Source organism: Marihabitans asiaticum (assembly GCF_007828725.1).
Taxonomy (GTDB): domain Bacteria; phylum Actinomycetota; class Actinomycetes; order Actinomycetales; family Dermatophilaceae; genus Marihabitans; species Marihabitans asiaticum.
The window spans coordinates 19,196-38,253 of sequence record NZ_VIUW01000004.1 but is presented as its reverse complement, the minus strand read 5'-3'; the positions used below and the strand labels follow the sequence as shown (position 1 = coordinate 38,253).

At 69.6% G+C, this 19,058-nt stretch carries 20 protein-coding genes; 10 read left to right on the top strand and 10 right to left on the bottom strand.

Going from position 1 to position 19,058, the window contains the following annotated elements; all coding sequences use genetic code 11:
* Position 1 precedes the first annotated feature (1 nt).
* The gene (locus tag FB557_RS11195) at positions 2–1,042 is read right to left on the bottom strand and encodes an ornithine cyclodeaminase (RefSeq protein WP_144857725.1); all 1,041 of its coding nucleotides are present in this window, start codon (positions 1,040–1,042) and stop codon (positions 2–4) included.
* 155 nt (positions 1,043–1,197) lie between these two features.
* Between FB557_RS11195 and FB557_RS11190 the strand changes: the two genes are divergently transcribed.
* Together FB557_RS11190 and FB557_RS11185 are read left to right on the top strand one after the other, a co-directional pair.
* Entirely contained in the window at positions 1,198–1,629 is a 432-nt protein-coding gene (locus FB557_RS11190; protein WP_144857724.1) for an Lrp/AsnC family transcriptional regulator, read from the top strand.
* A gap of 97 nt (positions 1,630–1,726) precedes the next feature.
* Positions 1,727–2,359 (top strand): IMPACT family protein, encoded by a 633-nt coding sequence (locus FB557_RS11185; protein ID WP_144857723.1) that lies wholly within the window; start codon positions 1,727–1,729, stop codon positions 2,357–2,359.
* Between the two features lie 90 nt (positions 2,360–2,449).
* Here FB557_RS11185 and FB557_RS11180 read toward each other — a convergent pair whose 3' ends face one another.
* On the bottom strand, positions 2,450–3,073 hold the full coding sequence (locus FB557_RS11180; protein ID WP_144857722.1) for a DUF6318 family protein: 624 nt from the start codon (positions 3,071–3,073) through the stop codon (positions 2,450–2,452).
* A 233-nt stretch (positions 3,074–3,306) separates the two neighbouring features.
* Here FB557_RS11180 and FB557_RS11175 point away from each other — a divergent pair, with 233 nt between their 5' ends.
* The 3 genes from FB557_RS11175 to katG all read left to right on the top strand — a co-directional run bounded on the left by FB557_RS11175 (position 3,307) and on the right by katG (position 6,643).
* Positions 3,307–3,840 (top strand): hypothetical protein, encoded by a 534-nt coding sequence (locus tag FB557_RS11175; RefSeq protein ID WP_144857721.1) that lies wholly within the window; start codon positions 3,307–3,309, stop codon positions 3,838–3,840.
* A complete protein-coding gene (locus FB557_RS11170) occupies positions 3,837–4,217 on the top strand; it encodes a hypothetical protein (protein ID WP_144857720.1) in 381 nt (126 codons plus the stop codon). The genes FB557_RS11175 and FB557_RS11170 overlap by 4 nt, the downstream gene beginning before the upstream one ends.
* 158 nt (positions 4,218–4,375) lie before the next feature.
* A complete protein-coding gene (katG, locus tag FB557_RS11165) occupies positions 4,376–6,643 on the top strand; it encodes a catalase/peroxidase HPI (protein WP_144857719.1) in 2,268 nt (755 codons plus the stop codon).
* 19 nt (positions 6,644–6,662) lie between these two features.
* On the opposite strand, the gene FB557_RS11160 is transcribed toward katG, so the two are convergent.
* The 6 genes from FB557_RS11160 to glnA form a co-directional block, all read right to left on the bottom strand.
* On the bottom strand, positions 6,663–7,589 hold the full coding sequence (locus FB557_RS11160; protein WP_246074741.1) for a hypothetical protein: 927 nt from the start codon (positions 7,587–7,589) through the stop codon (positions 6,663–6,665).
* Positions 7,586–8,215 carry a DUF6318 family protein gene (locus tag FB557_RS11155; RefSeq protein ID WP_144857718.1) on the bottom strand — a complete coding sequence of 210 codons (630 nt, stop codon included), beginning with the start codon at positions 8,213–8,215 and terminating at the stop codon, positions 7,586–7,588. Before FB557_RS11155 ends, FB557_RS11160 begins: the two co-directional genes overlap by 4 nt.
* Before the next feature lie 167 nt (positions 8,216–8,382).
* A complete protein-coding gene (locus FB557_RS11150; RefSeq protein ID WP_144857717.1) occupies positions 8,383–9,438 on the bottom strand; it encodes a 1-aminocyclopropane-1-carboxylate deaminase in 1,056 nt (351 codons plus the stop codon).
* A gap of 21 nt (positions 9,439–9,459) precedes the next feature.
* On the bottom strand, positions 9,460–10,110 hold the full coding sequence (locus FB557_RS11145; protein ID WP_342778934.1) for a GntR family transcriptional regulator: 651 nt from the start codon (positions 10,108–10,110) through the stop codon (positions 9,460–9,462).
* Between the two features lie 128 nt (positions 10,111–10,238).
* Positions 10,239–11,207, bottom strand: a complete 969-nt coding sequence (locus FB557_RS11140) for an SdpI family protein (protein ID WP_144857716.1) — start codon at positions 11,205–11,207, stop codon at positions 10,239–10,241.
* A 155-nt stretch (positions 11,208–11,362) separates the two neighbouring features.
* Positions 11,363–12,787, bottom strand: coding sequence for a type I glutamate--ammonia ligase (glnA, locus tag FB557_RS11135; protein ID WP_144857982.1), 1,425 nt, complete (start codon positions 12,785–12,787; stop codon positions 11,363–11,365).
* Positions 12,788–13,007: 220 nt separating this feature from the next.
* Between glnA and FB557_RS14360 the strand changes: the two genes are divergently transcribed.
* Positions 13,008–13,403, top strand: coding sequence for an RDD family protein (locus FB557_RS14360; RefSeq protein ID WP_211356554.1), 396 nt, complete (start codon positions 13,008–13,010; stop codon positions 13,401–13,403).
* A 65-nt stretch (positions 13,404–13,468) separates the two neighbouring features.
* Here the strand turns inward: FB557_RS14360 and FB557_RS11125 are convergent, their stop codons facing one another.
* Entirely contained in the window at positions 13,469–14,197 is a 729-nt protein-coding gene (locus FB557_RS11125; protein ID WP_144857715.1) for a DUF4191 domain-containing protein, read from the bottom strand.
* Between the two features lie 13 nt (positions 14,198–14,210).
* Positions 14,211–15,239: a lipoyl synthase gene (gene lipA, locus FB557_RS11120; protein ID WP_144857714.1), complete on the bottom strand. Its 1,029-nt coding sequence runs from the start codon at positions 15,237–15,239 to the stop codon at positions 14,211–14,213.
* 181 nt (positions 15,240–15,420) lie between these two features.
* On the opposite strand from lipA, the gene FB557_RS11115 reads away from it, so the two are divergent.
* The 4 genes from FB557_RS11115 to FB557_RS11100 all read left to right on the top strand — a co-directional run bounded on the left by FB557_RS11115 (position 15,421) and on the right by FB557_RS11100 (position 19,057).
* A complete protein-coding gene (locus FB557_RS11115; protein WP_144857713.1) occupies positions 15,421–15,834 on the top strand; it encodes a pyridoxamine 5'-phosphate oxidase family protein in 414 nt (137 codons plus the stop codon).
* A 29-nt stretch (positions 15,835–15,863) separates the two neighbouring features.
* Complete coding sequence (locus FB557_RS11110) at positions 15,864–17,390, top strand: ATP-dependent DNA ligase (protein WP_144857712.1); 1,527 nt, start codon at positions 15,864–15,866, stop codon at positions 17,388–17,390.
* Between the two features lie 144 nt (positions 17,391–17,534).
* Entirely contained in the window at positions 17,535–18,299 is a 765-nt protein-coding gene (locus FB557_RS11105; RefSeq protein WP_144857711.1) for a CHRD domain-containing protein, read from the top strand.
* Between the two features lie 2 nt (positions 18,300–18,301).
* Entirely contained in the window at positions 18,302–19,057 is a 756-nt protein-coding gene (locus FB557_RS11100) for a class F sortase (RefSeq protein WP_144857710.1), read from the top strand.
* Position 19,058: the final 1 nt, after the last annotated feature.

The window sequence follows — 19,058 nt, the reverse complement described above, 5'->3', positions numbered from 1 at the left end:
CTCAGCCCACCGAGGTCAGCGCCGGGGTGGCGGCACGGACGAGAGAGAAGAGGTCCTTGGGGTTCTGCGGGTCGGCGATGAGGTCGATCTCGGTGAAGTGACCGCTCTTGGCGACCGCGTCACGCAGGTAGCGAAGGGCGGAGAAGTCCTCGATCGCGAAGCCCACCGAGTCGAAGATCGTGATCTGCTCGGCGTCGCGGCGCCCGGCGGCGTCGCCGACGAAGACCTGCCACAGCTCGGTGACCGGGAAGTCGGCCGGCATCTGCTGGATCTCGCCCTCGATGCGGGTCTGCTCGGGCAGCTCGACGAAGACGTCGCCGCGCTCAAGGATTCGCGCGTCGAGCTCGGTCTTGCCGGGGCAGTCGCCGCCGATCGCGTTGATGTGCACCCCGTCGGCGACCATGTCGTCGGTGAGGACGGTCGCGTAGGCCTTGTCCGCCGTGCACGTGGTGATGATGTCGGCGCCCTGGACCGCTTCGGCGCCGCTGCTGCACACGACGACTTCGAAGCCGAGCGGCTCGACGTTGGCGGCCAGCTTGGCCATCGCGGCCTGGTCGACGTCCCACACCCGCAGCCGGTTGACCCGGAGCAGCGCGCGGAAGGCCAGGGCCTGGAACTCGGCCTGGCAGCCGGTGCCGATGAGGGTCATCACCGAGGAGTCAGGGCGGGCCAGCTGGCGCGCGACGGCGGCCGAGGTCGCGGCGGTGCGAAGGGCGGTGAGCAGCGTCATCTCGGAGAGGAAGGCGGGGTAGCCGTTGTGCACCTCGGAGAGCATGCCCATGGCGGTCACCGTCTGGTAGCCGCGGGCGGGGTTGCTCGGGTGCCCGTTGACGTACTTGAAGGTGTAGGTCTCGCCGTCGCTGGTCGGCATGAGCTCGATGACGCCGTCGGTGGAGTGCGACGCGATCCGGGGGACGAGGTCGAAGCGCTCCCACCGGCGGAAGTCCTCCTCGATGTACCCGGCGAGCTCGCGCAGGATGTGCTCGAGGTCGCCCTCGGCCGCCCAGCGGGCGATGTGCTCGACGTCGACGAAACGGACCATGGGTGGTGGCTCCTTGGGGTGCGAAGGGGGTGCGAAGGGGTGCGAAGGGGACGCCGTCACCGTAGGAGAGGTCAGAATGAACCGACAATGGGCGTGATGCGCGATTGTGGTCAGTGGAGTAGACGATCTGGTCAGTGGCGGTGCACAGTATGCGCATGACTGCCCTGGACGACCTGGATCGCCGACTCATCTCGGCGCTGCGCGCCGACGGCCGGGAGTCGGTGACCTCGCTGGCGCAGCGGCTCGGCGTCACCCGGGCGACGGTGAACGCGCGGCTGCGTCGGCTCGTCGACTCGGGCACGATCCTCGGCTTCTCCGCGCGGGTGCGCACCGAGGACGACCCGGACACCATCCGTGCGGTCACCCTCATCGAGGTCGGCAGCCGCTCGACGACGCAGGCGATCAGCCAGCTGCGCGGCCTGCCCGAGATCGTCGCCCTGCACACGACGAACGGCGCGTGGGACCTCGTCGCCGAGCTGCGCACCGCGAGCCTGGCCGACTTCGACCGGGTGATGGGGCAGATCCGCTCCGTCGACGGGGTGGTCAACAGCGAGACCAGCCTGCTCCTGCGCTCGGTCCAGCTCTGATCGCCGCGCACTGCCTGCCTTGCGTCCGCAGATCCCCGGGGAACCTCAGACGAACGGTCCCCGATGCTCCGGCGATCGCCGGACTAGCCTGCGGTCCGTGGACGTCACGAGCTATCGCACGATCGCCGACGACGCCTGGGGAGAGGTCGAGGATCGCGGGTCGCGTTTCCTCTGCCGCCTCGCCCGCACCGGCAGCGAAGATCAGGCCCGCTCGATCGTCGAGGAGCAGCGCCGCGCTCACCACGACGCCCGGCACACCTGCAGCGCCTTCATCCTCGGGCCGGACGGGCGCACCGAGCGCTCCAACGACGACGGCGAGCCTGCCGGGACGGCCGGTACGCCGATGCTCGACGTCCTGCGCGGCTCGGGGTATCGCGATGTCACCGCCGTGGTCACCCGATGGTTCGGGGGCACGCTGCTCGGGGCAGGGGGACTGGTCCGCGCCTACGGCGACGCCGTCCGTGCCGCCCTGGACGACGCGCAACCTCTCGAACGTCGGCTGGTCGAGGAGCACACCCTGCTCGTCGACCACGCCGATGCGGGGCGGGTCGAGCACGAGCTGCGCGCCTCCGGCATCGATGTCACCGGCACCGACTACGCCGCCCGCGTAACCCTGCACCTCGCCGTTCCCGCCGGCGGGAACGAGCACCTCGCTGCCGTGGTCGCCGCCGCCACCAGTGGCGAAGGGGCGACCCGCCCCGGTCTGCAGCGGTGGGTCGACGTCGGATGACCGGAGATCGGTGCGTCGCCGACCCCTTCGCGTGCGGATGGATCGGCAGCAGGCGATCCGCCGGTTCCGCGCGAGTGCGGAGGCGAGGACTCAGGGTGTCTCGTCGGTCATGACCACCACCCAGTCCTGGACCTGCCAATGGTCTCCATTGAACGTGGTGGTGGAGGTAATCCAGTACTGGTTGCCTTCGACTGTCGTCTTCGAGCCGTCCTCTCGCACGAAGGAGTAGTCGTCGTAGTTCACCTTGACTCTCACACGGCGGCTGTTGCCCTCTTTGGTGGAATCGAGGACGGAGGCGCGGTAGGGGTTGCTCTGAACGAGGCCGTCCCTCTTGGCGCCCGTCTCCGTCTCGTCCGCGGTGCGCTGACAGACTCGACAGCTGGTGGAGGAGTACTTGCGAAACGTGGAGGCGTCGCCGGTGACCAACGCGGCGCCCGCCTGGAGGTAGTACCACTTCGCGAAGGCCTCGGCTCCGGCCTTGGTGTTCTTCTGCGCCTCGGGCGGAGGCTCGGTGTTGCCTCCGGCGGAACTCGTGCTCGATTGCCCGGACGACTCCGACCCGGACGACGAGGTCGACGGGCTCTCTTCGGTCGGGACGACGCTGGGAGGTGCCGTCGAGGTCGAACTGGATTCACCACCTTCGCCCTCGCCGCTGGCGCACCCGCTGGCGGCAAGTACGACGGCTACGACGGCAGCGGTGGTGGTCCTGCGCACAACTCGGCTCCTCGATGCTCGCCCTGCTCCGGTGCGGGGTCCTCAACCCGGTCCACGGTAGTGAAACCACCCCGATCCGCATCTCGAGATATCAACAGGGGGGCGCGCAGCCTCCAGGCGATGCCGCCCCCGCAGTTCCTCGCCGGGACGAGGCTGTCGTTCCTGGTCAAGACCAGATTCATGGGGGACCGCTAGACAGCGAGCGGAGACCCCTCGTCACCTACTGTCGAGATATGACCATCACCAGCACCGCAATCCGGGCCACCCATCTGCTGACCAACGCCGCCTGGTTCGGCGGCTCCCTCATGGGCGCGGTGGGCCTGAACACCGCAGCCGAGCGCGCCCGCACCAAGTCGGGCGAGGCCGACATCTCCGGCGCTGGCTGGGAGGCGTGGGGGCCGGTGCAGGGTGGCGCGATCGCACTGCACCTGCTCAGCGGGCTCGGCATCGTCGCCGACAACCGCCGCCGCACCCTCGCCCACCCCCCGACCACCACCGCGGTCGTCCTCAAGACTGCGCTCACCGGCGCCGCGCTCGCCGCGTCGTACGGCGCCTATACGACCGGCCAGCAGCTCGGCGACGTTCGCACCGGCAGCAACGACTCCGGCGAGCCGGTCGACACCCCGGCTCCCGAGCTCGAGCGACGCATCCAGTGGCTCCAGTGGGCGGTCCCCGCCACGACCGGTGGGTTGCTCGTCCTCGACGCCTATCTCGGCGAGCAGCAGCGAGGACCGGCCGGTCTGCTCGACTGGGTGCGCAGCAGGTGAGCCGTCACCCCTTCGCCTTCGACCCGGCCTACCGGCTGCCCGCCCTCGCCTTCGCCATCACCCCGCGCACGGCATGGGTCGACGTCGCCGACGACGAGCTGCGCGTGCGCTACGGGCCCTGGTCGCTGCGCACCCCGCTGAGCAACATCACCGGCACCCAGCTGACCGGCGGCTTCGCCTTCGTCAAGACGGCCGGCCCGCCGCACCTGTCCTTCGCCGACCGGGGCATCTCCTTCGCCACCAACGGGCGCGAGGCGCTGTGCGTGACCTTCGCGACGCCGGTCAAGGGCATCGACCCCACCGGCCGGATCACCCACCCCGGCGCCACGATGACCGTGGAGGACCCGATGGCGTTGCGGGCGGACCTGGGCTGGTAGGTGCCGAGTCGCGCGGTCGAAGGGGGGACGAGAACGAGTCAATGTATTGACAGATTCCAGACAGGCGAGCACCGTGTCTCTCGTGGTCAATGACGAGCACACACCTCGCCCTCGGGGCGACGGCCAGCGTGTGCCGACACCCGAGAGAGGAAGCCGCCATGTCCGTGCATGACGAGACCGAGACCAACGAGGCGGGCGCCGTGAAGCAGCCCACCGACGACGCCCAGGTCAAGGAGATGAACGAGCCGGGACCTGGCGAGGCCGCCGGCTGCCCGGTGATGCACGACGCGATCACCCATCCCACCCAGGGAGATGCGAACCGCGGCTGGTGGCCCAACCGCCTCAACCTGAAGATCCTCGCCAAGAACCCCGCAGTGGCCAACCCGCTCGGCGAGGACTTCGACTACGCCGCGGCCTTCAACTCCCTCGATCTGGCCGAGGTCAAGCACGACATCGAGCAGGTGCTGACCACCTCCCAGGACTGGTGGCCGGCAGACTTCGGGCACTACGGCCCCTTCATGATCCGCATGGCCTGGCACAGCGCCGGCACCTACCGGGTGCAGGACGGCCGTGGTGGCGCGGGCACCGGCCAGCAGCGCTTCGCCCCGCTGAACTCCTGGCCGGACAACGCGAACCTCGACAAGGCCCGCCGCCTGCTGTGGCCGGTGAAGAAGAAGTACGGACGCTCCCTGTCCTGGGCCGACCTGATCGTCCTGGCCGGCAACGTCTCCCTGGAGTCGATGGGCTTCACCACCTTCGGCTTCGCGGGTGGCCGGGTCGATGCCTGGGAACCGGACGACGACGTCTACTGGGGGCCGGAGAGCGAGTGGCTCGGCGGTGACGAAGGGGGATCGAAGCGCTACTCCGGCGAGCGCGACCTGGAGAACCCGCTGGCCGCGGTCCAGATGGGTCTGATCTACGTCAACCCCGAGGGGCCGGAGGCCAACCCCGACCCGGTCGCCTCGGCCAAGGACATCCGCGACACCTTCGGTCGGATGGCGATGAACGACGAGGAGACCGTCGCCCTCATCGCCGGCGGGCACACCTTCGGCAAGACCCACGGCGCGAGCGACCCGATGCCCAGCGTCGGCGCAGAGCCCGAGGCCGCGCCGTTGGAGGCGCAGGGACTGGGCTGGCTGAGCACCTACGAGTCAGGCAAGGGAGCGGACACCATCACCTCGGGCCTGGAGGTCACCTGGACCTACCACCCGACGCGCTGGGACAACGAGTTCTTCCACATCCTCTACGCCTACGAATGGGAGCTGACCAAGAGCCCCGCCGGTGCCAGCCAGTGGCGGCCGAAGAACGGCGGCGGCTCGGACATGGTGCCCGAAGCCTTCGGCAGCGGTCGGCGCGAGCCGCGGATGCTCACCTCCGACCTGGCCCTGCGAATGGACCCGGAGTACGACAAGATCAGCCGTCGCTTCCACGACGACCCCGAGCAGTTCGCCGACGCCTTCGCCCGGGCCTGGTACAAGCTGACCCACCGAGACATGGGCCCCGTGGCCCGGTATCTCGGGCCCGAGGTGCCGACCGAGGAGCTGCTCTGGCAGGACCCGATCCCGGCCAACGACCTCGGGACGAGCGAGGCCGACGTGGCCGAGGCCAAGGACAAGATCGCCGGCTCCGGGCTCACCGTGCAGCAGCTGGTCAAGACCGCCTGGGCGGCGGCGTCGAGCTACCGCAGCAGCGACATGCGCGGCGGGGCCAACGGCGGGCGGATCCGGCTCGAGCCGCAGCGCAGCTGGGAGGTCAACGACCCCGAGGAGCTTGCCGAGGTCATTGCCACGCTCGAGGACATCCAGGGCGAGGTCAATCTCTCCTTCGCCGACCTGGTCGTCCTCGCCGGCAACGTCGGCGTGGAGCAGGCCGCCCGGGCAGCCGGGGTCGAGGTGCAGGTGCCCTTCACTTCCGGCCGTGGTGACGCCACGCAGGAGCAGACCGATGTCGAGTCCTTCGCCTACCTCGAGCCGACGTCCGACGGCTTCCGTAACTACGAGCGGCGCGACAACCTCCTGCCGGCCGAGTACCACCTGATCGACCGGGCCAACCTGCTCGGCGTCTCCGCCCCGGAGATGACCGTGCTCGTCGGTGGTCTGCGGGTCCTCGGCGCCAACAGCGGCGGCTCGCAGGCCGGGGTGCTGACCGACCGGGTCGGGGAGCTGAGCAACGACTTCTTCGTCAACCTGCTCGACCTCGCCACCAGCTGGACGCCCAGCGAGGGTGGCGACAGCTTCGACGGGACCGGCGGTGACGGCCAGAGCTGGACCGGTACCCGCGCCGACCTCGTCTTCGGGTCGAACTCCGAGCTGCGGGCGCTCGCCGAGGTGTACGCCTGCGACGACGCGGCCGAGACGTTCGTCCACGACTTCGTCGCCGCCTGGGCCAAGGTGATGGACGCCGACCGGTTCGACGTGCGCACCTGAGCGACTCGCGAAGGGGGCGTCAGCTCACGAGACGGTTCTTGGCCTCGACGACCTCGTAGGGGACGTTGGGCTCATCCTGGAGGTTGGCGATGGTGTCGATGTCCTGCCAGTCGCCGCCGTTGACGCGGTAGGAGCCGGTGAGGCGGGCGTCGACCTTGACCAGCTTGTCGCCGGTGGTCTCGTAGGTGTGGGTGATGTCGCCGTCGGGGTGGGTCCCGCCGGGGCTGGTCGTCCACCCGGAGGTCTGCCCGTCGCCGTACCAGTAGAGGTAGGCGTGGGGTTCGACCTTGAAGTCGATGCTCCAGGAGAGGAGCTGGACGGGTTCGCTCGTCTTGCCCGGGCGCAGGCAGCCGGCGTCATCGGGCCAGGTGACCCGGTAGAAGGTCGGCAGGTTGACCAGGGTGCGTCCGCCCACGGGCTCCATCGAGGGCTTGGGCATGCAGAAGGGCAGCTCCTCGAAGGCGCTCTGGATCTGGGCGAAGGAAGGGGTCGGCGGAGCTTGGGCGATGACCGCGCCGGCCGGGACCTCCGGTGGTGGGGGTGGGGTGTCGCCGTTGCAGCTGGGTCGCCCGACGCCCCAGTCGGTCGTGCCCTCGCGACGCCAGAAGGTCAGCGTCGCGGTCTCGCCACGCATCCCGCACTCGGCACGGACCGCGCCGCACAGTGCGTCCGCAGCGGAGGAGGCGCACGGGCGGGTCATCGACTCCCAGCGCACCTCGGGCGCCTTGTCCTGACCTCCCGATGACGCTCTGGCAGCCGAGTGTGCTCGCTGCTGCTGCTTCTCCTTGTGGGAGTCGATGACTTGACTCTGCCCGGTGGCTACATGCAAAGCCTGGTCGGTGATGATCGTGGCCGGAGGGTCGTTGTCGATCGGCGTCGCGCCAGCGGGACTGGCGCTGCTAGCGACGACCAGTAGCGCCAGGATGGATGTGAGCAGCGAACTCATAGAACGATTACCCAGTCGGACATTTGCCAGTGGTTTGAGTGCCACCGCGGAAACAGGGTCACGCCGTACTCGTTGCCCTTGACCCTCGCAGCTTCCTCACCGCGTTCATCGACGAAGTAGTAGTCGTCGTACTTGACCTTCACGCGAACGACGTGACGACCCGAGTCTTTCCGAGCGTCGACAAGTGTCACTGTGTATGGGTTGCTCTTGACTCGTCCGTACTTCTCGGCGCCCTGCGCTGTCTTGTCAGCCGTCGCTTGACAGATCTTGCATCCCTGTTCCGAGACCTCTCTGAGCACCGAGACGTCTCCCGTAACTGTCGCTTCACCAACCTGCTCGTAGTACCACTTCGCGAACGCCTCGGCTCCCGCCTTCGTGTTCTTCTGCGCCTCGGGAGGAGGCTCGGTGGCGGCGCCGGAGGCGGAGGCCGTGCCGGACCCAGACGACTCAGAGCCGGAGGACTCCGACGACGATCCCGAGCTGCTCGAAGCGCTCTCGTCCGGCTTGACCACGGTCGGCTTCACGGTCGAGGTCGAGCTGGACTCACCCCCTTCGCCTCCCTCGCCACTACACCCAGCGACGAGCAACGCGGCAGCCGCGACGATCCCGATGCCTGTCCTGCGCACCCTGCGCTCCCATTCCTCAGACCTGACGCCTGGCGGCGCCCCTGGGACACGAGGCTAGTCAACTTCGCCAGATCCGCATCTTGACTTGTCCACAGGCTTCACCGGCGCGAGCGGTCGCCGCCGTCCAGCGGCGCTGCTCGACCAAGAGCCCCGACCCGAGCTGGTGCTCAGACCTCGACCGGGTCGGTGTGGGTGAAGAGCGCGCTGTACGCGTTGAGCGCCGGCTGCCCGCCGAGGTGGGCGTAGAGGACGTTGCTGCCGGGCTCGATGCGTCCCGAGGTGACGAGGTCGATCAGGCCAGCCATCGACTTCCCTTCGTAGACCGGGTCGATGATCATTCCTTCAAGCTGACCGGTCAGGCGGATCGCGTCGAGGGTCGACTGGACGGGGATGCCGTAGAGGTCGCCGGCCCACCCTTCGAGCACGGTGATCTCGTCGTCGCGCAGGTCGCGGGGCACGCCGATGAGCTCTGCGGTGCTGCGGGCGATCCGCTCGACCTGGTCGCGGGTTTTCTCCAGGGTGGCGCTGGCGTCGATGCCGAGCACGGTCCGCTTGCGTCCGCCGGCCGCCTCGAGGTCGGCGAAGCCGGCGATCATCCCGGCGTGCGTGGAGCCGGTGACGGTGCACACGACGATGGTGTCGAAGAAGACGCCGAGCTCCTCCTCCTGCTGGGCGACCTCGTGCGCCCAGCCCGCGAAGCCGAGACCGCCGAGCTTGTGGTCGCTCGCGCCGGCCGGGATGGCGTACGGGGTGCCGCCGCGGCGCTTGACGTCCTCGATCGCCTGCTTCCAGGAGTCGCGGAAGCCGATGTCGAAGCCGGCGGAGTCCAGGCGGACCTCGGCACCCATGACGCGGCTGAGCAGGATGTTGCCGACGCGGTCGTTGACCGAGTCCGGCCAGTCCACCCAGTTCTCCTGGACGAGCACGGCCTGCATCCCCATCTTCGCCGCGACGGCCGCGACCTGGCGGGTGTGGTTGGACTGGTACCCGCCGATGGACACGAGCATGTCGGCGCCGGAGGCGACCGCGTCGGGGATGAGGTACTCGAGCTTGCGAGTCTTGTTGCCGCCGTAGGCCAGGCCGGCGTTGCAGTCCTCGCGCTTGGCCCAGATCGTGGTGGCGCCACCGCCGCGCTGGGAGAGGTGCTCGGTGAGGCGGTCGAGCGTGTGGACCGGGCTCGGGCCGAAGGTGAGCTGCTGGCGGGGGAAGTCGGACAGTGCCATGTGAGGCGCCTTTCGGTGGTGTCAGTCCTCGTTGACTGACGGATCTGTGGTGCCGCGAGCGGCGGGCAGGGAGTGGAAGGTGTCGAAGGCGTTTGCTGCGGCGCCGTAGGAGTCGCCGGATCGGCACAGCTTGATGAGCTCGGCGTGCCGGGCGACCGAGCCGCCGCCGGTGAGGGTGGAGAAGCGCAGCCGCTCGGCGCGGCGCAGCACGGGGGAGTACTGGTCGAGCACCGCGGCCACGGCGTCGTTGTTGGCGGCCCGGACCGGGACGGCGTGCAGGTCGTCATCTGCGGCGAGGGCTGCCTCGAGGTCACCGTCGCGCAGCGCCGCCTCGAAGCGCGCGTTGGCCTCGCTCATCTCCGCGAGGTCGGCCTCGGTCAGCCGGTCGACGGCAACCCGGACCGCGGTCTCGTGCATGGCGGCGACGACGTCGCGGGCGTCCTGGACGGCCTTGACCTCGAGGGGACTGACCGTCGTCGACGAGCCCGGCCGGGCAATGACGAGACCGACCTCGGCGAGGCGGAGCAGCGCCTCCCGGACGGGGGTGCGGCTCACCCCGAGCTGTTGGGCAAGGTCGAGGTCGCGCAGCTGCTCACCCGGTGTGAGCGAGCCATCGGTGATCGCGTCACGAAGGCGGGTGAAGACCTCGTCGCGCAGGAGGGAGCGGGGCACTCCGGCGACCGTACTCGGGATGGGCATGCAATATATTGATGACGGACTCGACCTGTCATCAAGAGAATCCTGGAACCGGTTGGACGAAGGGGGCGATGCCCCCTTCCTCGGTCAGCGACGCGCGTCGGTCAGTGTCGTGCGCGATCGGCCAAGGAGTTCAGCAGCCCCGCGCCCTGCTCCGGGTCGTCGACCGTGACGACCCATGCGGTGCCGTCTCCGCGCTCGACCTCTAGAGCCGCGCCCTTGCGCACGACGAAGCCGGTCCGACCGTGCAGGCCGAGGCGGTAGCCCCAGCCGCCGAAGTCGGTCAGCGGGTCGACCTGGACCACCCGCGCCTCTGCCACGTCCTCGGGAGGCAGGTGCCAGCGGGGGAGACCCAGCACGCTCGTGATGTGCAGACCGGTGGCGTCCACCTGGACCCGGAAGGCGCTGAGCGCGAGGAGCAGCCCGCCGACGAGCACCAGTAGCAGCAGCGTGAAGAGCCATGCCGAGGTGAGCAGACCTGTCCCGGCGATCAGGACCAGCACGACGGCGAACAGCACCCCGAACGACCGACCCGGGCGGGCCGTGCGTGACCACTCCGGCTTCTCGTCGGGGGCGAGCTCGGCGCGGGGAGCGGCGGCCGGGACGGGATGAGCGGCTCGCGCGTCGCCCGCTACCCGCCCCCTGACCGTGAGCGCGGCGAGGCCACCGACGAGCAGGGCGCCGAGCAAGGAGAGCACCAGCGGCCACTCGGGGCCGTCGGCGCCGCGCCCGTGATCGAGTCCGCGCTGGCCGTACGTGCCGAGCAGGAGGACGCCGGAGGTGAAGATCGCCAAACCTGCGGTGAGCCCCACGGCCAGCCGCCGCGCCGTGCCGTCCCGCCCGCCGACGGCGAGCACGACTCCGCCGGTGAACCACGCCGTGACCAGGCCGATGAGCCCGAGCCACGGCACGTCCTCCCGCGCGGTGAAGCCGTCGGGCTGGCGTGAGCTCCAGTGCGTGGCCACCTGCTCGGGCAGCTGGTCCATGAAGCTCAGGTAGGCGAGGACGCCCGCAGCGGTGATGACGAGCGGCCACAGCAAGACCGCCCACCACGCCTTCCGCTGCTCCGTCACGTCGCACCTTCCGTCAGCCGGTGACCGGTCCTTCGGGCGATCAGGATAGTGCGGCCAGGACGCTTGGGCGACGAGGGGGGGTCCGGATTCGGCCGATTCTTCCGGCCGGTCTGGACCCCCCCTCGCCTACGGGGTTGCGTCGATGCCCTCAAGGATCAGATGTCGAAGTACATCTCGAACTCGTGCGGGTGCGGGCGCACCTGCAGCGGCAGCACCTCGTTCTCGCGCTTCCACTCCACCCACATCTGGATGAGGTCCTCGGTGAAGACGTCACCCTCGAGCAGGAACTCGTGGTCGGCCTCGAGGGCCTCGAGCACCGCGGGCAGGGTGGTCGGGACCTGCTCGATCGCGTCGTGCTCCTCCGGCGGCAGCTCGTAGAGGTCCTTGTCCACCGGCTCCGGCGGCTCGATCCGGTTCTTGATCCCGTCCAGGCCGGCCATGAGCTGCGCGGCGAAGCACAGGTACGGGTTCGCCGACGGGTCCGGGATGCGGAACTCGATGCGCTTGGCCTTGGGGGAGTTGCCCGCGATCGGGATCCGGATGCACGCCGAGCGGTTGCGCGCCGAGTAGACGAGGTTGATCGGCGCCTCGAAGCCGGGCACGAGGCGGTGGTAGCTGTTCGCCGTCGGGTTGGTGAAGGCGAGCAGCGCCGGGGCGTGCTTGAGCAGGCCGCCGATGTACCAGCGGGCGATGTCGGACAGGCCGCCGTAGCCCTGCTCGTCGTAGAAGAGCGGCTCCCCGTCCTTCCACAGCGACTGGTGGGTGTGCATGCCCGAGCCGTTGTCACCGAAGATCGGCTTGGGCATGAAGGTCGCGGTCTTGCCCTCGGCCCAGGCCGTGTTCTTGACGATGTACTTGAACTTCATGATGTCGTCGCCGGACTGGAGCAGCTCGTTGAACTTGTAGTTGATCTCCTGCTGCCCAGCGGTGCCGACCTCGTGGTGCGCGCGCTCGACCTCGAGGCCGACCTTGGCCATGTTGAGGCACATCTTGTCGCGCACGTCAGCGAAGTGGTCGACCGGCGGGACAGGGAAGTAGCCACCCTTGAAGCGGGTCTTGTACCCGCGGTTGCCGCCCTCCTCCTCACGCCCGGAGTTCCACGCCGCCTCGATCGAGTCGAGGTAGTAGTAGCTGGCGTTGGCCTTGGTCTCGAAGCGCACGTCGTCGAAGACGTAGAACTCGGCCTCGGCACCGAAGAAGGCGGTGTCGGCGATGCCGGTCGACTTCAGGTAGGCCTCGGCCTTGGCCGCGATGTTGCGCGGGTCGCGGCTGTACGGCTCCCCGGTGAAGGGGTCGACGATGGAGAAGTTCATGATGAGCGTCTTCTCCGCGCGGAATGGGTCGAGGTAGGCGGTCTTGACGTCCGGGATGAGCTTCATGTCGGACTCGTGGATCGCCTGGAAACCCCGGATGGAGCTGCCGTCGAACATCTGGCCCTCGGTGAAGAAGTCCTCGTCGACGGACTCCGCCGGCACGTTGAAGTGCTGCATCACACCGGGCAGGTCGCAGAAGCGGATGTCGACGAACTTGACGTCCTGCTCCCTGATGTATGCGACGACCTCGTCAGCGCTGCTGAACAATTCCATCCTCCTGGGGTGGGGCGGTCGACTTCCGGCGTCGACCGGCTGTATCGCTCCCGAGGCTAGGGCCGCCGCGTTGCTCGGTCATGACTCGCATGTTTCGGCGGTGTTACATGAGACGGCGATCCCGACTCGTGAGACGTCCACCTTATCGACCGACGGGGGCGAAGGGGGTGAGTCGGCCCGCCGTGTGGACGCGAGGCAACTAGGCTCACCTGCCGTGAGCTCTCCCGCCCAGCCAACGCAGCCGACGCAGCCGCCGACGCCTGGCTTCGGCAGACGCCTCCTCGGCATCGCCATCGACTGGGCCGCGTGTCTGGCGATCACCTTCGGGCTGATCGGCCAGGTGACCGACATCGGCCCGACGGCGCAGAGCTTCTACCCCCTGGCCATCCTTTTCCTCGAGCACGCGATCCTCGTCCCCTTCGCCGCCGGCAGCCTCGGCCACCGGTTGCTGCGCATGGCCGTCGTCCCGGTGACCCGCCCGACGACGACGATCCTGCAGGGTGCCATCCGGGCCGCCTTGCTGTGCCTCGTCATCCCGGCGGTCATCACCGACGCCGACGGGGTCGGGCTGCACGACAAGGCAGCCGGAACTCGCATCGTCCGCGTCTGACCCTGATCGGTTTGAGGTAGGACCGGGGTGTTGGGCCGGGCGTGAATACCTCGAACCGCGACGGCTTACTTGCCGCGCAGGGCCTTTCGGTTCATCCGCACCGAGGTGGGGTCGACGCCGGCGGGGACGCCCTGGCGGATGCCGGGGAGGGAGCGCAGGCGCTTGAGCACGACCGACATCTCCTCCTTCGACAGCGCGGGCTTGAGCCGGGTGAGGGTCCACCGCATCTTCTTCGGGGTGAGCTCGCCCTCCTCGCTGCCGACGTGGAAGGTGTGGATCGGGACGCCGGGGGCGACCCGGGCGACCTTCTTCTTCTCCTTCTCCAGCAGCTTCGCGGCCCGGCCGTGCGGGCCCTCGCCGAAGAGCACCACGCCCGGCTTGCCCACCGCACGGAAGACGACCGCGGCGTTGTGGATCTCGTTGGCCTTCGCCGCGTCGGCGGCGACCGGCTCCTCGTCGTAGTACCAGCCGCGGCGCATCATCTTCAGGCCACCGAGGGTGGCCCCCTTCTGGCCCTCCATCTGCGCGAAGGCGGCGGCTTCCCCCCTTCGCGCCAGGATGACCATGGCGGCGAGCAACGCCGCCGGGATCGCGACGATCAGCGTCAGCCACGGGTGTCCCGTGAGCCAGCCGATGAGCAGCCCCACCGCGATGACCACGGCGAAGGCGAGGAGCATCCACAGCCCCACCTTCGGGTCGATCATCTTGACCGTCTTGTAGACGTCGTACGTCCGCTTGAAGGGGTTGCGGGTTTCCTTGGGTGCCTGGGTGGCGGCGGTGTCCTTGCGAGCCATAGTGGAGCCGATCTTACGCGGAGGCCGCGCCGGTCCGACCCGTCGCCAGCAGCGTCGAAGCCTCCTGGCGGGCGGCCTCACCGGCCTCGCCGAGGTGGGCGAGGTGCTCGGGGATCTCCCGGCCCCACCGGCGCATCGCCTGCGCGTAGAGGCGGCCGGCGCGGTAGCTCGAGCGCACCAGCGGCCCGGCCATGACGCCCTTGAAGCCCATCTCCTCGCCGAGCTCGCTCCAGTGCACGAACTCCTCCGGCTTGACCCAGCGGTCGATCGGGTGGTGCAGCTTGCTGGGACGCAGGTACTGGGTGATCGTGAGGATGTCGCAGCCGGCATCGACGAGGTCGCGCATCGCCTGCTCGATCTCGTGGTCCTCCTCACCCATGCCGAGGATGAGGTTGGACTTGGTGACCAGCTCGGCCTCGCGCGCCATCGAGAGGACCTTGAGCGACTTCTCGTAGGTGAAGGCCGGCCGGATCCGGCGGAAGATCCGCGGCACCGTCTCGAGGTTGTGGGCGAAGACCTCGGGCCGGGCGTCGAAGACCTGCCCGACGAGCTCGGGCTTGGCACCGAAGTCGGGGGGAAGGATCTCGACACCGGTCGTGGGGTTGAGCTCGTGGATCTGACGGATCGTCTCGGCGTAGAGACCGGCCGCACCGTCTGGCTGGTCGTCGCGCGCCACACCGGTCACCGTCGAGTAGCGCAGCTCCATCTGACGCACCGACTCGGCGACCCGGCGCGGCTCGTCCAGGTCGAGAGCGGTCGGCTTGCCACTGGCGATGTCGCAGAAGTCGCAGCGCCGCGTGCACACGTCACCACCGATGAGGAAGGTCGCCTCGCGGTCCTCCCAGCACTCGAAGATGTTGGGGCAGCCCGCCTCCTGGCACACGGTGTGCAGCCCGCCGGACTTCACCATGGAGTTCAGCTCGGTGTACTCCGGGCCCATCTTCGCGGTGGTCCGGATCCACGACGGCTTACGCTCGATCGGGGTCTCGGAGTTCTTCGCCTCGACGCGGAGCAGTCGACGGCCCTCGGGTGCGACGGTCACGCACGCCCTCCTGGCACTTCTCGGATGTGTTGGTCGATGTGGCCTGCAACACCACCCTACGCCCGTGTGTTCCGCCAGCCAGGGGGCGCGGGGCGGAGCAGCCGGGGGGTCTGCGACCCACTCGGACCAGGGCCCGGAGTACTACGATGGGTAGCAGCACGACGAGGTGAGGGAGAAGACGATGAGCGACCCGGTCCGCAAACTTGATCGTGATGCCTGCTGGGAGTTCCTGCGCCGCCACGAGTTCGGCCGCCTGGCCTTCCACCTCGCGGGGGAGGTGCACATCACCCCGATCAACTACGCCGTCGACGGGCAGACGCTGCTCTTCCGCACGTCCGAGGGCAACAAGCTGCTCGGCGTCGTGATGAACGATGACGTCGCCTTCGAGATCGACGAGTACAGCGACGACCACGCGACCTCGGTGATCCTGCGTGGGACCGCCCGGGTGCTCGAGGGGCAGGAGGCCTACCGGGCCGACAACGTCCCACTGCGGCCATGGGTCTCGACCGAGAAGCACACCGTCGTCGAGATCACCCCGACCGAGATGAGCGGGCGCTCCTTCGACCTCGACAAGCCCTGGACGCACATGCGCTGAGCCGCCGTCCGCGGGCATAGCGTGACGTCGTGCTCACCACTGCCCTCACCCAGGTCGTCGCCACCTCCCACGAGGTGACGGCGACCTCGTCACGTCGGGCGAAGGCGGCGGCCATCGCGGACCTGTTGCGCGACGTCGTCCCGGAGGAGTCCGCCGTCGTGGCTGCGTGGCTGGGTGGTTCGCTGCCCCAGGGTCGGGTCGGGGTGGGCTGGCGGTCGCTGGCCGAGCTGCCTCCTCCGGCGGGTGAGGCGTCGTTGACCGTCGTCGAGGTCGACGCGGCCATGACCGCGCTGGCAGGCGAAGGGGGTCGAGCCGCCCGCCAGGCGATCCTCACCGACCTCTTCGGCCGGGCGACCGAGGAGGAGCAGACCTACCTGAGGGGGCTGCTCCTCGGAGAGGTGCGCCAGGGCTCGCTCGACGGAGTGCTCCTGGCCGCCGCTGCGGAGGCGGCCGAGGTGCCCGAGGCGGCGCTGCGCCGGGCCTCGATGCTCGCCGGGGACCTGCCCGCGATGGTCTCGCTCGCCCTTCGCGAGGGCGAAGGGGGACTGGCGGCCGTCCGGCTCGAGCCCGGGCGGGCGATCCAGCCGATGCTCGCCGGGTCAGCCGCCGAGATCGACGAAGTGGCTCAGCTCGTCGCGGGGACAGAGGTCGCGCTCGACACCAAGGTCGACGGGATCCGGGTGCAGATCCACCGCGCTGCCACCGGCGAGATCCGGGTCTTCACCCGGAGCCTGGACGACATCACCGCGAGGGTGCCCGAGCTGGTCGAGATGGCCGAGGCGCTGCCGGCCACGACCGTCGTCCTCGACGGGGAGGCGATCGCCCTTCGCCCGGACGGCCGACCGCGGCCGTTCCAGGAGACCGGGGCGCGCACGGCCTCGCGACGCTCGGTCGAGGTGCTGCGCGCGCAGACCCCGCTCACCCCCTTCGTCTTCGACGTGCTGCACCTCGACGGCCGCGACCTGCTCGACGAGCCGTACGCGACCCGTCGGCAGGTCCTGCTCGACCTCGTCCCGGAGCAGGCGCGAGTGCCGGGTCTGCTCACCGGTGACCTGGCGCAGGCGCGGGCGTTCTTCGAGGAGGCGGTGGCATCGGGGCACGAAGGGGTGGTGGTCAAGGATCTCGACGCGCCGTACGCGGCGGGTCGGCGCGGCTCGGCGTGGACCAAGGTCAAGCCGCGGCACACCCTCGACCTCGTCGTCCTCGCCGTCGAGTGGGGCAGCGGGCGGCGGCGGGGCAAGCTGTCCAACATCCACCTCGGAGCCCGCGGCGCCGACGGCGAGCTGGTCATGGTCGGCAAGACCTTCAAGGGGATGACCGACGAGATCCTGCGCTGGCAGACCGAGCGCTTCCTCGAGCTCGAGACCGCGCGCGAGGGTCACGTCGTGCACGTGCGTCCCGAGCAGGTCGTCGAGGTCGCGATCGACGGGGTGCAGACCTCCCGGCGCTACCCCGGAGGGGTCGCCCTGCGCTTCGCCCGGGTGCTGCGCTACCGCGACGACAAGCCCGCGTCCGCCGCCGACACCCTCGAGACGATCGTCGGACTGCGGGGCTAGTCGGCCGCCCGTCGGCGACACCTGACCACCGACCTCCCTAGTGTGATCTGGGTCACATCGACAATCTGATCTGCCCACCTGCCCGAATCACTTCTCGTCCAGCGCCACGGGACCGTGGCGCCGTCCACACAAGGAGTGACGTCGATGAAGCGCACGACCACGAAGACCGCCCTCACCGCTCTGGCGGTGCCCAGCCTGCTCGGTCTCTCCGCCCTGCCGGCGGCGGCCGACAACCACGACACCGTCGAGATGATGAGCACCCTCACCGAGCTGAACGACTCCGGCGGCAGCGGTGACGCCTGGGTCAAGGTCTCGGGCAACACCGTCACCGCCAAGCTCACGGTCTCGGGACTGCTCGAGGGTGCCCCGCACGCCCAGCACATCCACATCGGCGGCAACAACTCCTGCCCCGACCCCAACATGAAGGGCACCGGAGTCGACGGCGCGATCCGCGTCACCGACGCGGCCGACGACTACGGCATGGTCAAGGTCTCGCTGACCGGCAACGACGCCGACACCAGCGCGGACGCCGCCCTGGACGTCGACAACTTCCCGGCGGACGGCAGCTACACCTACGAGCGGACCTTCGACGTGCCCGATGACGTCGCCAAGGACCTGCACGAGGGCAACGGCGTGGTCGTCGTGCACGGCGTCGACCACAACGACTCCGGAACCTACGACGGCGACCAGAAGTCCGACCTCGACGACAGCCTCCCGGCCGAGGCCACGAACCCGGCCCTGTGCGGGGCTCTCGAGATGGGTCAGATGTCCGCCCCGAGCGGCGGCGTCCAGACCGGGGGTGGCAGCACGGAGGGCGTGGAGTACGCCCCGGTCCTCCTCGGCGGTGGCCTGCTCGCGGCCGTCGGATCCGGCTTCCTCCTCGTGCAGCGTCGCCGCACCGAGAGCTGAGCATGACCCGCGGCACGGACGGCCGGGGCCTGGGGGCGAACGCCACCATGGCCCTGGCCGTCGTCGCGGTGATCGTCGGAGTAGCGGCCGTGGTGGTCGCGCTCCTGGCGCAGCAGGGCGATCCGCCAGCGCCCGGGGCGTCGAGCACGACGCCTTCGAGCACGACGCCTTCGAGCGCCGCACCGTCGAGTGCCCGGTCGTCGGCCTCGACAGGCACGTCCACGGACCACCCGTCTCAGACCCCGCCGTCGAGCACCTCGACGGCTCAGAGCTCCCCGAGCTCACCCCCTTCGCTCCCCGCCTCCGAGCCGGCGCGCCTTCGGGTACCGCAGATCGATGTCGCGAGCGACCTCCACCCCCTCGGGCTGGCCGATGACGGCACCCTCGAGGTGCCCTCGGGCGAGCGTGTCGACCAGGCCGCCTGGTACGACGGCTCGCCCACTCCGGGCGAGGTCGGGCCAACGGTCATCGAGGGGCACGTGACGAGCTCGGGCGGGAGCCCATCGGTCTTCTTCTCCCTGGGAGAGCTGCGCTCCGGCGATGAGGTCGAGGTCGACCGGGAGGACGGTCGGACCGTCACCTTCGAGGTCTACCGCGTCGAGCAGTTCGCCAAGACCGACTTCGACACGGTCGGCGTCTACGGACCGACCGACGGGCCGGAGCTCCGCCTCATCACTTGCGGCGGGGAGTTCGACGAGGCAGCCGGCCACCACGTCGACAACACGGTGGTCTTCGCGTCCATGGTGCGGAGCGACTAGG

Excerpts from the sequence above, each read along its gene's own strand:
- FB557_RS11195 (WP_144857725.1), bottom strand. The coding sequence starts at position 1,042 with ATGGTCCGTTTCGTCGACGTCGAGCACATCGCCCGCTGGGCGGCCGAG.
- FB557_RS11190 (WP_144857724.1), top strand. The coding sequence starts at position 1,198 with ATGACTGCCCTGGACGACCTGGATCGCCGACTCATCTCGGCGCTGCGC.
- FB557_RS11175 (WP_144857721.1), top strand. The coding sequence starts at position 3,307 with ATGACCATCACCAGCACCGCAATCCGGGCCACCCATCTGCTGACCAAC.
- katG (WP_144857719.1), top strand. The coding sequence starts at position 4,376 with ATGTCCGTGCATGACGAGACCGAGACCAACGAGGCGGGCGCCGTGAAG.
- FB557_RS11160 (WP_246074741.1), bottom strand. The coding sequence starts at position 7,589 with ATGAGTTCGCTGCTCACATCCATCCTGGCGCTACTGGTCGTCGCTAGC.
- FB557_RS11150 (WP_144857717.1), bottom strand. The coding sequence starts at position 9,438 with ATGGCACTGTCCGACTTCCCCCGCCAGCAGCTCACCTTCGGCCCGAGC.
- FB557_RS11125 (WP_144857715.1), bottom strand. The coding sequence starts at position 14,197 with ATGGCTCGCAAGGACACCGCCGCCACCCAGGCACCCAAGGAAACCCGC.
- FB557_RS11115 (WP_144857713.1), top strand. The coding sequence starts at position 15,421 with ATGAGCGACCCGGTCCGCAAACTTGATCGTGATGCCTGCTGGGAGTTC.
- FB557_RS11105 (WP_144857711.1), top strand. The coding sequence starts at position 17,535 with ATGAAGCGCACGACCACGAAGACCGCCCTCACCGCTCTGGCGGTGCCC.
- FB557_RS11100 (WP_144857710.1), top strand. The coding sequence starts at position 18,302 with ATGACCCGCGGCACGGACGGCCGGGGCCTGGGGGCGAACGCCACCATG.